This is a genomic window from Pseudomonas cistanchae (assembly GCF_054483635.1).
The window spans coordinates 634,370-651,350 of the sequence record NZ_JBTLWN010000002.1; the positions used below are offsets into that span (position 1 = coordinate 634,370).

Consider the following 16,981-nt stretch of genomic DNA (forward strand, 5'->3'; position numbering starts at 1 on the left):
CGCTTGGCTTTCGGTTTCGCGCCTAAAGGCTTCTCCCGTACACTCGCGTGGACCGAATTTGCAGGGAGCGCAACCATGCGACGAACCGAGCCTTGGATAACCCTGGCCTTTGGCCTCTTCTGCCTGGGCGCCACCCCAGCCACCGCGCAGGAATCTGACCCGCTGCTCGACAGCCCGGTCACCACCGCTCCTGCGGAACGCACCGCCCGCGGCGTTCTACGTGCCCGCAACCAGGCCGTGATGTCCAGCGAACTGGCCGGGCGAATCCTCGAAATGCCTGTCCAGGACGGCGACGACTTCAAGAAGGATGCGCTGCTGGTGCGCTTCGACTGCAGCGCCTACCAGGCCCAGTTGAATGCAGCCCAGGCAGCGGCTCGCGCGGCCCGCGAAGAGCTGGCGCACAACCAGCAACTGGCATCGCTGAACTCGGTCGGCCGCTATCAGGTGGCAGTGGCGCAGGCCCGCCAGGCGGAAGCCCAGGCTCAGGCCCAGGTTTATCAAGTACAGGTCCGGCGCTGCAGCGTGACCGCACCCTTCGACGGGCGCGTGGTCAGTCGCCGCGTGCAACCCCACGAGAGCGTGGCCAGCGGCACGCCGCTGCTGGAAATAGTCGATAACCGCACGCTGGAAATTCACCTGCTCATTCCGTCCAGCTGGCTGGGCTCGCTCAAGCAGGGTGAAACCTTCGAATTCACCCCAGACGAAACCGGTCAGCCGCTTCAGGCGGAAATCAAACGCCTGGGCGCACGCATCGACGAAGGCAGTCAGACCCTGCTGCTGATCGGCACCCTGCCCGCCGACAGCCAGGGCCTGCTGGCTGGCATGAGCGGCAGCGCACGATTCGCGGTGGCGCCATGACCGCCCAGGTCACCGGCCCGGTCGAGCATGTCTTCGCCCAATTCCTCGCCCTGCAGCAACAAGCGCGGGCAGCCAGGAATATCGAAAGCCTGGCCTACGCGATTGTTAACGACAGTCAGGCGCTGTTCGGCTTTCGCCATGCCGCGTTGCTGATTGCCGGCCGCGTGAAGGCCGTCAGCGGGATCAGCATCGTCGACCCGAATGCTCCGTTCGTGGCATTCGTCGAAAGCGCCGCCGGCCAGCTGCAGGCCCAGCAGTTGGCTCACAAGCCCCAGGTGGTGGACGCCGCCTCAATGAATGCGGAAACCCTCGCAGACTGGCGCAGCCTGTCTGCCGGTTCGGTGTTCTGGCTGCCATTGCTGGATCTCCAGGGCGAGCTGTTTGGCGGTCTGTGGATCGCCCGCGAGCAGCCCTGGAGCGACGCGGAACAACCCCTGCTGAGCCAGCTTGGCGACTGCTACAGCCACGCCTGGCTGGCCCTGCAACCGCGCAAACCCTGGCGGCTGCGCTGGCCGCGGAAAAAAATCGTTGCCGTGCTGGCAGCTGCCCTGCTGCTGTTGCTGCTGCCGGTGCGCCAGTCGGTGCTGGCACCGGCTGAAGTGGTTCCGCTGGGCGGCCGGGTGGTCGCGGCGCCGCTGGACGGGGTCATCGCCGAATTTCTGGTCAAGCCGAATCAGCAGGTCGCCAAGGGCGACGTCCTGCTGCGCTTCGACGCGACCAGCATCAAGGCCCAGGCCGATGTTGCAGAACGCACCCTGGATGTGGCGGAGGCGGAACTCAAGGCCAACGCCCAGCGCGCCTTTTCCGACGCCGAGTCCAGTGCTCGCATCGACCTGTTCGCGGCCCGCGTCGAGCAGAAACGCGCGGAACGCGATTATGCCCGCAACTTGCTCGCGCGCACCGAAGTACGCGCCGAGCGCGACGGCATCGCGGTGTTCGCCGATGCCCAGCGCTGGATCGGCAAGCCGGTGCAAACCGGTGAACGGCTGATGGAGATTGCCGAACCGAGCCAGGCGCAGTTGCGCATCGAACTGCCGGTCGGCGATGCCATCGAACTGCAACCGGGCGCGCAGATCGCCCTGTTTCTCGACAGCGATCCATTGAACCGCCACGCCGCAACCCTCGAACGCTCCGCCTATGAAGCGCAAACCACCGCGGCTGGGCAATTGGCCTATCGCCTGGATGCCGCGTTCGTCGAAGCACCGCCGCGTATCGGCCTGCGTGGCACGGCCAAGCTCTTTGGTCAGCGCGCACCCTTGGCGCTGTACGTGCTGCGTCGCCCCCTCGCCGCCTTGCGGCAAAGCGTAGGTTTCTGATGCTGCCGGCACTGCGGCCTGATCTTCAGCTCTCGCCGGCCTCACCGGCGCTTGACGGCGCGCCTCAGTGGACGCTGGCCGACCCGGTGCGCGGGCGCTACTTCAAGCTGGGCGAAGCCGCTATCCGCCTGCTGCGCCACTGGTCGCTGGCCGATCCGCAGCAGGTGCTTGCTGCCGCCAACCGCGAGCCGGGCACGCCACTGAGCGGCGAAGAGCTGGAGGACATGCTGCGCTTCCTACGGGGCAACGACCTGATTGCCGCGCTGGATGCCGAACAGCGTTCCAGCTACGCCGGCAAGGCCGCAGCGCAGCGGCAGACACCCTGGAAGCGCCTGCTGCACCAGTACCTGTTCTTCCGCGTGCCGCTGTGGCGACCGGATGGCTTTCTCAATCGCGCCTGGCCGTGGCTGGAGCGTTTCGGACCGGGTCTGCTGCGCATCGGTCTGCCGCTGGTCATGGTGCTCGGGGTGTTTCTGGTGGCACGCGACTGGGAGCGTTTTCTCGCGACCTTCCCGCACCTGTTCAGCCTGGGTGGCGCCCTGGCGTTTGCCATTGCCCTGACGTTCGCCAAGCTGTGCCACGAATTCGGTCACGCGATCATGGCCAAACGCGCCGGCTGCCGGGTGCAAAGCATGGGCCTGGCGTTCATGGTGATGTTCCCGCTGTTCTACACCGACGTCAGCGACGCCTGGCGGGTGCAAGACAAGCGCTCGCGCCTGCTGATCGGCGCCGGCGGCATTCTCGCCGAGCTGCTCCTGGCCTGTATCGCCCTGCTGGCCTGGTCGCTACTGCCGGACGGGCCCTGGCGCACTGCAGCCTTCATGCTGGCCAGCGCAACCTGGATCACCACCCTGGTGATCAACCTCAACCCGTTTCTGCGCTTCGATGGTTATTTTCTGCTCAGTGATTTCTGGGCCGTGGACAACCTGCAAGCGCGCGCCTTCGCGCTGTGTCGCTGGCGGCTGCGCGAAGCCCTGTTCAGTTATGCCGAACCGATGCCGGAACCCTGGTCCCCCGGGATGCAGCGCCGCCTGCTGCTGTGGGGTTACAGCGCATGGCTATGGCGGGCGGCCTTGTTTATCGGTATCGCCCTGGTCGTCTACCACATGTTCTTCAAAGCCCTGGGCATCGTTCTGATGCTGGTGGAACTGCTGTGGTTTATCGGCCTGCCCATCTGGAACGAATGGCGTGAATGGTGGCAGCGTCGCCAACGGGCCAACCCGGCCAAGGTGATGCGCTTCGCTGCCGGCTTGTTGGTACTGATCGCCCTGGCGGTGGTGCCCTGGCGCAGCAACGTCGAGGTGCCTGCGATGCTTGAAGCATCACGCGCCACTGCGCTGCATGCACCGGTATCGGCTCGCCTGAAGCAGCTGCATGTACACGACGGCCAAACGGTCGCCAAGGACGCCTTGCTGCTGGAGTTGGAGTCGCCCGACCTCGACTCGCGCATGACTATCGTGCGTAGCGAAATCGAGATCATCCAGTTGCAGCTGAGGCGCCACGCCGGGCGCAGTGAAACCGTTGCGGATACCGGCATCCTCGAACAGCAGTTGGCCGAAGCCGTGGCTGACTACCGCGGCCTGGCCGCGCAACGGGAGCGCCTGCAACTGCGCGCGCCACATAAAGGCGTGGTGCGCGATCTATCGACCGAGCTGGCCGCCGGCCGCTGGTTGGCGCCGCAACAGCCGCTACTGCGAGTGGTCGCACAGCAGGCGCGCTTGCGCGGTTACCTGTCCGAAGAATCGCTATGGCGCATTAAGGTTGGCGCGCAGGGGCTGTTTATCGGCAGTGCCAACCCCTGGTTGGCTGGCTTACCCGTGCAACTGACCGAAGTGGATGTAGCAGGATCCGCCTACCTCGATCATCCGGCGTTGGCTTCGGATCAAGGCGGTCCTATCGCCGTGAGCCGCGACGCGCAGCAACGACCCGCGCCCGAGCAGGGGCAATACGGCGTACGCCTGGTACCGCGGGGTGAACTGCAGGCACCGCAGCAGCCGCAGGTGGGCGTGGTGGTGCTGCAGGGCAAGAGCGAGTCCATCTTAGGCGCCATGTGGCGTCGGGTGGCAGCGCTGGGAGTAAGGGAAAGTGGTTTCTAAGGCGATGACAGCGCTGCTGCCATCAGCACTTGGAGCAAGGAACGGTTCCCTGCAGTCCAGCCCACGACCTGTCTATTCGCGTTTGCCCTTGGGCTGCGACGCAGTTCGAAACCCTGCGGCCGGCGCCTGGCAGAGTTAAGTAGCACCTATTACAGGAGTGTTGCATGAGCAATCTTTCATCCCTGGCGGACGGCATCGGCATGCGGCCGGCCAAGCCAAGTGACGAACCTTTTCTGCAGGGACTGTATCAATCGAGCCGCGAGGATCTGCAATGGATCGATGGCGAAGCCGAACTGATCGATACGGTGGTCGCCAACCAATACCAGGTACAACAGGCGGGAATGGGCAACCAATACCCCAATGCCATGCATTTTATTGTCGAGAAAACCGGCTCGGCGATTGGCGCTGTGACCGTCGATTTCGGTCATAACGAGGTGCGTCTGATCTATCTCGCACTGATTCCCGCCGCGCGCGGGCGGGGTTACAGCAAGATTGTTCTGCAGGGGGTGCAGCGCGCGGCGCAACAAGTCGCCAGCCCGGTTGCGGTTGTGGTTTGGCGCAACAATGTGCAGGCCAGGCGGCTGTACCTGGAGTTGGGCTTCCGCGTCGAGGAAACCCAGCCGGTAGCTGACCGCTTGGTGTGGTATCCCTCGGTTGCGTTCAGTTGAACAAGATCTGGAAGTAGTGCTGCCTAGGGTCGCGATCCAGCGCCGCTTCACGCAACACCATCAAGTGCGATACCTGGCCCAGTTGCGGTAGCTCCACGGTGCAGCCGCCATCCATAAAGCCGGTCGGTTGCACGGCGGTCAGCCCAACCGAGAACGGCACGCGCGTTTCCGCGGCGGCGCTGGGCATGCGAGCGTTAGGTTTCAAGTCGACCGAGTCCACCCGTAGCAAGAGTTTTTCACCCGTGCCCGTGGCGAACTCACAGACCTGGCCTTGCAGTTGGCGAAAATGATCCGCGCTGATGAGATTCAGCATCTTTTTTGTTCCTTCAGGCTGGGTAGTAGGCGGCGCAAAGCGCCGCCGGTATGACGTGGAAGCGAGTCGGCCAGGCTGAGTCAGTTGCGCGAAGGGAACAGGCCCTGAATGGCGATGCTGAAGTTCAGCGCCAGGTAGGGGTTCATGATATCCATCGGCTGATTACCACCGGCAACGCCTGCCTGTACGCCGCCCATATTGACGGGTGTGGACAATGCATCCGACCAGATTGCGGCAGCGAGCGGACCGTTTGGGTTGGAAGAGGCGAGAAATTGATTGGTTGCACTGGGGGCGACAGTGGGACTGGATGGTGCGCTACCCACTTGTACCTGGACGGCGTGGGTGTGGGAAGGCATCTGGTTGCTGGTCAGTATTGCCGATGGCGAACCTGATGCCTCACCGATGGTGTGGCTCGGCAAGCCCGGGCCTTGACCCATACCGATCGGCATCCGCCCCTGCAGGTTGGGCAAGCCGAAGGTGTTTTGGCCGTCGCCGCCATAGGTGGTGCCCAGCAGCGAGAACATTGCAGAGTTCTGGGCGATGGACATGATTTGGCCGTTGCACAGCGCCCAGTTACGTGGGGAGAAGTTGAAGGCGAAGGGTTGGATAGTGCCGATGAATACTTCCATGAATGCTACTCCGGATTCTTGTATGGTCGACCCGCATCAAGGTGCGGCTTCTACAGCAGGAGGTTTTATGAGCACGCCGAAGAGCCGCTCGGAAAGTTGTAGTCGAAAAGCCCCGTAAGTAAATACTCGGATATAGCTAAATTGTTAGCGGCCAGGCACTGCCCAGCGAGGGTGAAAAGCCGCGTTTCTAAGGCGCGGCCAAGGTCGACTTGCCGGCGGCGGGCAGTCCGGCCAACAGAATGGCGACCCGCGTTGGCATAGCATGCTTCGCGTTGTTGACTATCAGGGGGCGTACGCAATCCGTCCCGTGACATAGCAAGGTCGCACGCATGGGTAAGGGGTTGACGGCAACCAGGGGCGGAGCACGCACGCCAGTGGATTCTAGACACCGGAACTTATCGCTGTGCGCTGGTAAGAATCTAATACGGCGACTAGGATTAAGCGGTTAATGGAATCTATAAAAGAGAGCAGGTAGTGCCGACGTTTCATTTCATCTCGGGTTTGCCCCGCTCAGGTTCGACGCTGCTGGCTGCCTTGCTGCGACAGAACCCGCGTTTCCATGCCGGCATGACAAGCCCGGTGGGCAGCCTGTTCTCTGCGCTGCTCGGTCAGTTCAGTGCCGGCAGCGAGTTTGGCCCCGCGATCACTCTGGAGCAGCGCAAGCGTTTGCTGTCCGGGTTGTTCAGCAATTACTACACCGAACAGGCCGGTAAAGACATCGTCTTCGACACCAACCGGCAATGGTGCGCCAAGCTGCCGGCGCTTATGGATCTGTTCCCGCAGGCCAAGGTGGTCGCCTGTGTGCGCAATGTCGCCTGGGTGATGGACAGCCTCGAGCGGCTCTATCGCGCCAATCCCTACGAGAACACCAAGCTGTTCGGCGACGACGTCGAACGCAATACCGTATACAGCCGGGTCGATACCCTGGCCCAGCGCAACCGGCTGGTCGGGTTCGCCTGGGCGGCGTTGAAGGACGCCTATTATGGTGAACACGCCAAGTCACTGCTGCTGGTGGACTACGACCTGCTAGCGGCGACACCCGAGAAGGTGCTGCGTCTGGTCTACGATTTCCTTGGAGAGCCCTGGTTCGAGCATGATTTCGAGCATATCGAGTACGACGCCCCCGAATTCGACCAGGCACTCGGTTTGAAAGGACTGCACAAGGTGCGGCCCAAGGTGGAAGTCGAGGCGCGTCGCACCATCCTGCCGCCCGACCTGTTTGAACAATACGCCGGGCTCAATTTCTGGAGGGACTCGCGCAGCAGCGAGGCTCATGTAATCAGGACTTCCCGCGAAGCCCAAAGCATCAATAGCGAGAACGCTTGACCAGCTAAGAGTCGCGGTCACAGCACCATGTCGAGGGATAGAGTTATGTGGTGGGTAAAATCCAAGCAGGCAGATGCAAGCAAGAACGCTCACTTGTCCGAGTCAGCGCAGGCCAATCAGCTGTCATGCCGGCGGCCACTGATCAGTGCGCTCGAGCCCCGTATGATGTTTGACGGCGCGGTGGCTGCCACTGTTGCCAGCGATATTCCGACCGCTGATGCGGCCGCCGCCCACGGCAATGCTACCAACGCGGAAACAAACCAGACCTCCAGCGACAACGCACAAGCGGGTGCGGTGGCGGATACCCAGAATGGCGTCCGTAAGGAAATCGTCTTCGTCGATACACGCGTGCCGGACTACCAAGCCCTGCTGGGGTCCGTCTCAGCGGATGCCGAAGTGGTCTTGTTGAGCACCGATCAGAATGGCGTGCAGCAGATCGCCGATGCCTTGGAGGCTCGCAGCGGTATCGATGCGATTCATATCATTTCCCACGGGGACGATGGCGTACTCCTACTGGGTAACGCCGCGCTGCATGGCGGAAATATCAGCGCTTTTACCAGCCAACTGAGCGAGATAGGCGCTGCATTAAAGGCCGATGGCGATATTTTGCTGTATGGCTGCGATGTGGCAGCAGGCGCGAAAGGCGAAGCATTCGTTTCGGCCATCGCCACGGCAACCGGTGCCGATGTAGCCGCCTCCAATGACGCCACCGGCAGCAGCGCTCGCGGTAGCGATTGGGAGCTGGAAATTGTCGTGGGTGACGTCAGTGCCAGTGCGGTGCTCGATGTAGGAAAATTGCAGGACTACAACTACGACCTCGCTACGTTCTCCGTCAGTACCATCGGCGAGCTGCGCACTGCACTGTCGACATCGGCCAGCAACGGTGCGGCCGACACCATTACCTTCATCGGCAATATCGGTGCGACTGGAACCGGGGACATGCTTGCCAGCGCCACCGACGGGCAGCGCACCTTTGTCGATATCAATATTACCGACGGCCAAGCGCTCGATATCATCGGTGGCGGCTATTCACTCGATGCCAACTACTATGGCCGAGTGCTGGAGGTTCGCTCTGGAACCATCGACATTGCCGACCTGACGATCCGCGAAGGCTTGATTTCTGCAAACGGTGGCAACAAGGGTTCTGTGGGTGTCGATGCCCTTGGTGGTGCGATCCGCAATGCCGGTACCCTTACCCTCACCGGAGTCACTGTCACCGCCAGCGGAGCCTCCGGTGGTGGCGGGGGCGGCGGTTCTGGCGTGTATGCCGGTGGTGGTGGTGGCGGCGGCGGCGGCCTTTCCGGCATTGGCGGCGGTTCTGGCGGGACTGGTGGCACGAGCGGCACCAACTATGCCGGTAGCGCTGGCGGCGGGGGCACGGGCGGTAACGGAGGCGACTACAACACGCCAACCAACGATAAGCATGGTGGCCGCGGCGGTTCGACCACTGGCGGTGCGGGCGGTGCGGTGGGTGGTTACGCCAGTGGCGGGGCTGGTGGCACCGCCAGCAACGGCACATTGTCTATCGGCGGCGGCGGTGGCGGCGCGGCCTATGCGAGTGCCGGCGGCAAGGGCGGCAATGCCGTCGGAGCCGTTTACAACGCCGGCACGTTGACTATTCTCACCTCGACGGTCTCCAACAACGTCGGTGCTGGGGGCGGTGGTGGCGCAGGTGCGGTTGGCGGACAGGTCGGTGCCGGAGGTAACGGCGGCATCGGTGTTGGCGGTCTCTGGAATGCTGCGGGCGCGACATTGCAGCTAGACAGTACCAGTAACAGCAATTTGGCCACGAATGCGGGAGCGGGTGGCTCTGGCGGTTCCGGCCAGGGCAACGGCTCCGCGGGGAGCGGCAATACCAATATTTATAATCTGGGCACGCTAGACACCAACTACAACCCCAACGCCACCCCCACCATAGGCAGCCTCAATGGCGACAGCGTTGCCTGGGCAGGTGTAGGCAGCACAGTCACCCTGGATTCCGGTGGTAATGCCGACCTGGGCGATACCGATCTCGAAGCCTTGAACGGCGGGGCTGGCAATTGGAGCGGTGCAACCCTGGCGGTGCAGCGCCCCGGCACGGCCGTGAGTACAGATACCTTCGGCTTCAATCTCTCGGGCGCGCTCTTTAGCGTCAGTGGCAGCAACCTGCAGTCCGGCGGCCAGACCTTTGCCACCTTCACCAACACTGGCGGTGTGCTGACCATCAGCTTTACCAGCAGCGCCACGGCTGCCACCACTGCACTGGTCAACGATATTGCACAACGCATCACCTACCGCAGCGACACCCCTGCTGGCGATGCCACGCTGCGCTTTACCCTGAGCGACGGGACGGCCAGCACCACCGCCGATGTGACGGTCACCAGCGACACCATTTACGTCACCAATACCACCGACACTGCCACCATCAACGTGAGCAACGGTGTGAGCTTCAGCGAGGCGGTGGCGATTGCCGCTGCCGATGCCACTGGCAGTCAGACCATAGCATTTGCTAGCTCCCTCGCCAGCACAGCGCTGACCATCAACAGTGTGAGCCTGAATGAGAGCTTGACCTTTGACATGGATGCCGCCAACGGCATGTCGTTGACCAGTGGCACACTCACCCTCGGTGCTGCGACAACTCAAACATTCATCAACGGCACAGGCGATACCGCCACGTTTTCCGGTGTTATCGCGGGTAGCGGTGCATTTACTAAAGCGGGTGCAGGAGCACTCAGCCTTTCAGCCACCAATACCTACTCCGGGGCAACCACCGTATCCGCCGGCACTCTGACCGTCAGCGGTGGCGATGCCATTTCCAGCAACAGCAGTGTCACGGTCGCCGGTGGTGCGACGCTCGCACTGTCCAACAACGAAACCATCGGCAACCTGTCCGGTGCGGGCGCCGTCACGCTTGGCAGCAATACGCTCACCAGCACCATCACGACCGATACCACCTTCTCCGGCGGCATCAGCGGTACAGGTGGCCTGAGTGTCAACCAGAGTGGGGCGGCGACTTTCGCGCTGACCCTGTCGGGTACTAACACCTACACCGGTAACACAACTACGCTGAATTTCGGCTGGCTGAAACTGAACGGCGACGCCTCGGTTTCCAGCAGTAGCGCTTTGCGCGCCAATGGCAACAGCATCATCACGCTGCAGTCGGACCAGACTGTCGGCAGCCTGGGCAGCAACAGCGCCACCGCCACCGTCAACCTCGGCAGCTTCACGCTGAGCGCAGGGGGCGACAATACGAGTACCACAGTCTCCGGCGTCATAGCCGGTACTGGCAACCTGGTGAAACAGGGCAGCGGCACCCTGACGCTTGCCGGCACCAACACCTATTCAGGCACCACCACAGTGTCGGCCGGTACCCTGTCGGTCACCAGCGACAGCAACCTTGGCAGCAACACCGTGACGCTCGCGGCGGGCTCCACGCTGGAGATCACGGGCGCCACCACCATCGACAACGCCATCGCGCTTAGCGGCGATGCCACGGTCAGCAATTCGGCGGATGCCACCCTGTCCGGCATCATCAGTGGCGTCAACGGCCTGAGCAAATCCGGCGCTTCGACGCTGACGCTCTCAGGCAGCAACACCTATTCGGGTACCACCACCGTCAGCGCGGGCACCCTGAGTGTCGCCAGCGACGCCAATCTCGGCAGCGGCGCGGTGAATCTCGCCAGCGGCACCACGCTTGCCGTCACTGGGGCCACCACTATCGACAACGGCATCGTCCTCAACGGCAACGCCACCGTCAGCAACTCGGCCAACGCCACCCTGTCGGGCATCATCAGCGGCGCCAGCAATCTAAGCAAGGCAGGCGCCTCGACGCTCACCCTGTCCGGCAGCAACACCTACTCGGGCACCACTACCGTCAGCGCAGGCACGCTAAGTGTCGCTAGCGACAGCAACCTCGGCAGCGGCGCGCTCACATTGGCCAGCGGTAGCACACTGGCCGTAACCGGCGCCACCAATATCGATAACGCCATAGCGCTGGCTGGCAATGCCACCGTCAGCACCTCGGCCAACGCCACGCTGTCCGGAATAATCAGCGGTGCCAACAACCTGACCAAGTCAGGCGCATCCACTCTGACGCTGTCCGCCAGCAACACCTACTCGGGCACCACCACCGTCAGCGCTGGCACTCTGAGCCTTGGCTCCGACAGCAACCTCGGCGCGGGCGCCCTGACACTCGCCAACGGCAGCACGCTCGCGGTAACCGGCGCCACCACCATCGACAATGCCGTCACCCTCAGTGGCGGCACCGCCAGCGTCAATACCACGGCCAATGCCACGCTATCGGGCAACATCGGCGGTGCTGGCGGCCTGACCAAGGTCGGCACCAGCACATTGACCCTGAGCGGGACCGACAGTTACACCGGCGCAACCAGCGTCAATGCGGGTAGCTTGCTCGTCAATGGTGCCTTATCTGCCACCTCGACCACTACCGTGGGATCCGGCGCCACCCTGGGTGGCAGCGGCAGCATCTCTAGCAATGTCACAATCAACAGTGGCGGCACGCTTTCACCCGGCAACAGCGGCGCGGGCACCATGACCGTCAACGGCAACCTGACGATGGCCTCTGGCAGCACCCTCGCTGTGGAAATCAATGGCACCGCCGCAGGCACCCAGTACGACCAGGTGATCGTCAACGGCACGGTGGATGTCAGCGGCGCCACCTTGTCGGCCACTCACGGCTATGTGTCAGGCAATGGCGACAGCTATACCCTCATCGTCAACGATGCCGCAGACGCCCTGACCGGTACGTTCAGCGGCCTGAGCGAAGGCGCCACCACCACCGCAGGTGGCAACGGCACCCTACTGACCGCCAGTTATATTGGCGCTACCGGTAATGATTTCACCCTGACGGCACCGATCAATGACGCGCCGGTAGTGGGCAACCTCGACGGCGATAGCGTAGGGGTTACCGAGGGGGGCGCTGCAGTCGTTCTGGACTCTGGTAACAATACTACCGTCACCGACAGTGATTCGAGCGACTTCAATGGTGGCAATCTCACCGTGTCGATCATCGCCAACCGGGCCAGTGGCGAGGATGTACTGGCGATTCAGAACCAGGGGACGGGTGCCGGGCAGATTGGCGTCTCGGGCGCCGATGTGACTTATGCGGGCATCGTCATCGGCACCTTCAGCGGCGGCACGGGTACCAATGATCTGGTGGTCACGCTTAATAGCAACGCGACTCCCGCGGCCGTCCAGGCGTTGGTGCGCAACCTGACCTATGCCAACACCAACACAGCCGACCCATCCACCAGCACACGCACCGTACGGGTTACGGTCAACGACGGCGATGGCGGCACCAGTAGCAACACCGACGTTACGGTGAGCGTGACTGCAGTGAACGACGCGCCGACGCTAGCCGCTACTGGCGGCACGCCGACCTACAGCGAAAACGGCACAGCGGTCGATCTGTTCAGTGGCGTTTCAATAGGCACCGTCGAGGCCGGCCAGACCATCACCGGTCTGACGCTGACGGTGACCAACCTGACCGACGGCGCCAATGAAATCCTCAGCATTGATGGCACGGATATCGTGCTGACCAACGGCACCAGCGGCACCACCACCGGCGGCAATCTGGTCGGTTACTCCGTCAGCGTCACCGGCGCAACTGCAACCATCACCCTGAACAATGCCGGTGGTCTAAGCACGGCCAATGCCCAGGCCGTCATCGATGCGATGAGCTACCGCAACAACAGTGACGCGCCCGGCGGCAGCAGCCGCGTGGTGACGCTCACCAGCATCACCGACAACGGCGGTACTGCTAATGCGGGTGCCGATACCAGCAGCACGTCGATAGCGGCCACCGTTGCGGTTACCCCGGTGAATGATCGTCCCACCATCAGCGCGCCCGCTAGCATCTCGGTCTCTGAAGACGTAGCCGGGGCGTTGACCGGCATCAGTTTCGCCGATCTGGATGCGGGCTCGAGCGCGGTGACCGTTACGCTCTCGACCCTGTCCGGCAGCCTTTCCGCAGCATCTGGCAGTGGAGTAACCGTTGCAGGTGCGGGCAGCGCCAGCTTGACCCTGACCGGCTCAGTGGCGGATATCAATGCCTTCATTGCCGCCAGTGGCGTCGAATTCACCACCGCAACCAACAGCACCAGTAACGTTACCCTGACCGTGCACATCGACGATGGCGGCAACGCCGGCACCGACCCGGGCACCTCAGGCACCGGCAGTTCGGAAGATCGCTCGACCACCGTGACCTTGCTCGTGACCGCAGTGAACGACGCACCGGTCAACGGCGTACCCGGCGCCCAAGCGGTCGACCAGGACGCCGCGCTGATCTTCAGCAGCGGCAACGGCAACCTGATCACCATCAGCGATGTCGACGCGGGCAGCGGAACCCTGCGGGTGACGCTGACCGGCAGCAACGGGTTGATCACGCTGCCCGGCACCACCGGCTTGAGCTTTATCGTTGGCAGTGGCGCCAACGACGGCACCATGACCTTCGAAGGCAGCGTTGCCGACATCAACACGGCGCTGAATGGGCTGATCTTCTCTCCTACCCCCGGCTATAACGGCGCGGCCAGCCTGCAGATCGTCACCTCCGACCTTGGCCAAAATGGCTCAGGGGGGACCCAGACCGATTCGGACGTCATCAGCATCAACGTGGCTGCACTCAATCCGACCGTGACCAGCGTTCAGGTCAGCAACCCGGATGGTGGTTACAAGACCGGTGACATCATCACCATAACCGTGGCTTTTGATCAGGCGGTAACCGTAGCCGGTGGCGTGCCCACGCTGCTGCTTGAAACCGGCACGACTGATCGTGTTGCCAGCTACGTTTCGGGCTCCGGCTCCAATACCCTGACATTCACCTACACGGTGCAAGCTGGCGACGTCAGCGCCGATCTGGATTACTCGTCTACCGGTGCCCTGGCCCTCAATGGCGCCACCATCCAAAGCGTCAGCAATGACGCAGCAATCCTGACTCTGCCCACCGTAGGCGGCGCCAGCTCCATCGGCGGGCAGAGCGATATCGTCATCGATGGTGTCGCGCCAACCATCACCAGCGTCAGCGTGCCGGCCAATGGCACCTACGTCGGCGGTCAGAATCTCGACTTTACCGTCAACCTGAACGAGGCCGTGGTGGTCGATACGGCCGGCGGAACGCCGCGTATCGCCGTCACCCTCGATACCGGCGGCACCGTATTCGCTGACTACATTTCCGGCTCCGGCACCTCGGCGCTGGTATTCCGCCTGACGGTCGCCAGTGGCCAGGTAGACAGCAACGGCATCAGCGTGGGCGGCACCCTCGACCTCAATGGCGCTACCTTGCGTGATGCGGTGGGCAATAACGCCAGCACCTCGCTCAATGCCATCGGCAGCACCAGCAACGTGCGGGTCGACGCCGCAGGGCCTGTCGCAGAAAGCTTCGTTCGGGTCGAAGTATCTCCCACTTCGGCGACCTCGGTGAACTTCACCCTGACTTTCGATGAAGACGTGACCGGCGTCGATGTCGGTGACTTCTCGATTGTCGGAAGCGGCAGCGCCGTCGGCACGCTGCAGTCCGTCGTGCAACTGGACGCTCGCACCTATCGAATCACCGTCGCTAACGTCAGCGGCAGCGGTTCGCTGGGAATAAGCCTGAATGCCGCGGGCAGCGGTATCGGCGACGCAGTGGGTAACAGCTTGACCACCAATATCAGCAGTCAGGTCTACGCGCTGGGAACCAGCAACGTTGATCCTGAATTTCTCGCGACCCCTGCTGATCCGAACCCGCCCTCTTCCAATCCGCTGACACCTCCAGCCGCGCCGGCGCTACCGCCGCCGCCCAACTATTCGCCCCTGCTGCCCCCGCCATTGTTCGAGCAGCCGACACTCGGCAGCGGCATTCCGACACTGGGCAATATCTTCATCAATAACGGCGCAACTGCCCCGAGCTTTATCGCCCAGGTATTTGCCAGCTCCATCGATGCCGGCGGCAATGGCTCCGGGGTCGGCTTCCTTGGCTTCGGCGGCGGCGATGGCGGCGTGTTCGGTTCCAGCACGCTGTCGAGCATCTTCGGCAGCGACTCGATGCCCGAGTCGGCGCCGCTGGACGTTTTCGATGGCAAACAATGGCGCGGCAGCGGGGATGCCAGCCAAGGCCTGCGTGGCGTTTTTGGGGCGCCTACGCTCGGTCAGCAATTGCATGAGATACGCGAAGTCGAGCAGCGTCAGCTGCGCGAACTGGCGCTGGCATTGGGTCAGTTCGAGCCCGGCGCACCACAGGCGTAATCACTACCACTACTAAAAAAGAAACACTGCGCCGTGACAAAAGGGGGCGGCACAAGGATGAGAAAAAGCCAGAAATTGTTCGCGGTCAGCATGCTCACGCTGGCCATCAGCGGCTGTGCCGTTACAAGCGAACCGATTGATCGCAGCGTCAGCAAGCAACGTGCTGAAAGCGACCTGCAGGCGATGTACAAGGATCAGGAGCCGCTTAGCGGCACGCTGACGCTGCATGAGGCGATGGCGCGCGCCGTCAAATACAACCTTGAAGCGCGCCTGAAAATGATGGAGGAAGCCCTGGCCGAGCGTCAGGTCGACCTGGCCACCTTCGACATGTTGCCGCGCATGGCCCTTTCGGCGGGTTACGCCGGACGGAGCAACGTCAGCGCATCCAGCAGCCAGAGCGTCGACACCGGCACCCAATCGCTGGAGCCCTCGACCTCCCAGGACCGCGACCGCGACGTGGCGGACCTGACCATGGTCTGGAATGTCCTCGACTTCGGCGTCAGTTACGTCAGCGCCAAGCAGCAAGCCGATCAACGCCTGATCCTGCAGGAACGCCGGCGCAAGGTGATCCACACCATCACCCAGGACGTGCGCTCGGCCTATTGGCGCGCGGTAGCCGCGGATCGGCTGCTGGACAAGATCGACGCACTGATGGCCCGTGTCGGCCAGGCGCGCGACAACAGCCGCAGCATGAGCGAACAACGGATCGGCGATCCGATTCAGGCGCTCAGTTATCAGCGCGCACTTATCGAAGCGACCCGGCAGCTGGAAGAACAGCGGCGCGCCCTCTCCTTGGCCAAGACCGAGCTGGCGACCTTGATCAACCTGCCTATGGGCACCCCGTTTACCCTGGCACCCAACGAGGGTTATCAGGTACCGGAACTGACCGTAGCAATGGCCTCGCTGGAAGAACAGGCGCTCGCCAGCCGCCCGGAATTACGCGAACAGGACTACCAGGCACGCATCAGTGCAGCGGAAACGCGCAAAGCGATGCTGCGCCTGCTGCCAGGCCTCGAGTTCTCCCTGGGCGGCCATTACGACAGCAACTCCTTCCTGGTCAACCAGAGCTGGGCCGACTACGGCGTGAAAGTCACGTGGAATCTGTTCAACGTGCTGTCCGCGCCAGCGGCTATCGATGTCGCGAAGGCCGGCCAGGCGGTTGCCGATGCACGCCGCCAGGCCATGTCCATCGCGGTACTGGCGCAGCTTTATGTCGCCAACGCCAACTTCAACGAGTCCCAGCGTCAATTCCAGACCAGCCAGGAACTGGCGGGACTGGATAACCAGATCGTCGAGCAACTGCGCAATCGCTACCAAGCACAGGGCATCGGCGAGCTGGAGCTGATACAGGGCGAGCTGAATGCCCTGCAAGCAGAGCTGCGGCGCGACCTCTCCTACGCCGAAATGCGTAACGCCTATGGACAGCTGTTTTCCAGCGTCGGCCTCGACCCGCTCCCCCGCGAGCTGCCCTCGACCGAGCTGAGCGTCATAGCCCAGGCCCTGGCGGATAACGAAGCGCAGTGGCAACAGGGCAATTTCGCCCCTCGCGAGTAGC

General features: G+C 62.8%; 9 protein-coding genes. 7 read left to right on the plus strand and 2 right to left on the minus strand.

From position 1 onward, the window contains the following. Nucleotides 1-75: 75 nt before the first annotated feature. The 4 genes from ACX0MV_RS09795 to ACX0MV_RS09810 all read left to right on the plus strand — a co-directional run bounded on the left by ACX0MV_RS09795 (nucleotide 76) and on the right by ACX0MV_RS09810 (nucleotide 4,938). Nucleotides 76-858 (plus strand): efflux RND transporter periplasmic adaptor subunit, encoded by a 783-nt coding sequence (locus tag ACX0MV_RS09795; protein ID WP_458982299.1) that lies wholly within the window; start codon nucleotides 76-78, stop codon nucleotides 856-858. Next, entirely contained in the window at nucleotides 855-2,174 is a 1,320-nt protein-coding gene (locus ACX0MV_RS09800) for an efflux RND transporter periplasmic adaptor subunit (protein ID WP_458982300.1), read from the plus strand. The genes ACX0MV_RS09795 and ACX0MV_RS09800 overlap by 4 nt, the downstream gene beginning before the upstream one ends. Continuing rightward, nucleotides 2,171-4,270, plus strand: coding sequence for an efflux RND transporter periplasmic adaptor subunit (locus ACX0MV_RS09805; RefSeq protein WP_458982355.1), 2,100 nt, complete (start codon nucleotides 2,171-2,173; stop codon nucleotides 4,268-4,270). Before ACX0MV_RS09800 ends, ACX0MV_RS09805 begins: the two co-directional genes overlap by 4 nt. Nucleotides 4,271-4,434: 164 nt before the next feature. After that, nucleotides 4,435-4,938 (plus strand): GNAT family N-acetyltransferase, encoded by a 504-nt coding sequence (locus ACX0MV_RS09810; protein WP_458982301.1) that lies wholly within the window; start codon nucleotides 4,435-4,437, stop codon nucleotides 4,936-4,938. Here the strand turns inward: ACX0MV_RS09810 and ACX0MV_RS09815 are convergent. After that, entirely contained in the window at nucleotides 4,931-5,251 is a 321-nt protein-coding gene (locus tag ACX0MV_RS09815; RefSeq protein WP_458982302.1) for a hypothetical protein, read from the minus strand. The two genes, ACX0MV_RS09810 and ACX0MV_RS09815, sit on opposite strands and share 8 nt — an antisense overlap. An 80-nt stretch (nucleotides 5,252-5,331) precedes the next feature. Next, nucleotides 5,332-5,880 (minus strand): phage tail protein, encoded by a 549-nt coding sequence (locus ACX0MV_RS09820; protein WP_458982303.1) that lies wholly within the window; start codon nucleotides 5,878-5,880, stop codon nucleotides 5,332-5,334. A gap of 474 nt (nucleotides 5,881-6,354) precedes the next feature. Here ACX0MV_RS09820 and ACX0MV_RS09825 point away from each other — a divergent pair, with 474 nt between their 5' ends. From ACX0MV_RS09825 to ACX0MV_RS09835, 3 genes are all read left to right on the plus strand, one after another. After that, the gene (locus ACX0MV_RS09825) at nucleotides 6,355-7,206 is read left to right on the plus strand and encodes a sulfotransferase family protein (protein WP_458982304.1); all 852 of its coding nucleotides are present in this window, start codon (nucleotides 6,355-6,357) and stop codon (nucleotides 7,204-7,206) included. 162 nt (nucleotides 7,207-7,368) lie between these two features. Then, complete coding sequence (locus ACX0MV_RS09830) at nucleotides 7,369-15,426, plus strand: DUF4347 domain-containing protein (RefSeq protein ID WP_458982305.1); 8,058 nt, start codon at nucleotides 7,369-7,371, stop codon at nucleotides 15,424-15,426. A gap of 57 nt (nucleotides 15,427-15,483) precedes the next feature. Beyond that, entirely contained in the window at nucleotides 15,484-16,980 is a 1,497-nt protein-coding gene (locus tag ACX0MV_RS09835; RefSeq protein WP_458982306.1) for a TolC family protein, read from the plus strand. Nucleotide 16,981: the final 1 nt, after the last annotated feature.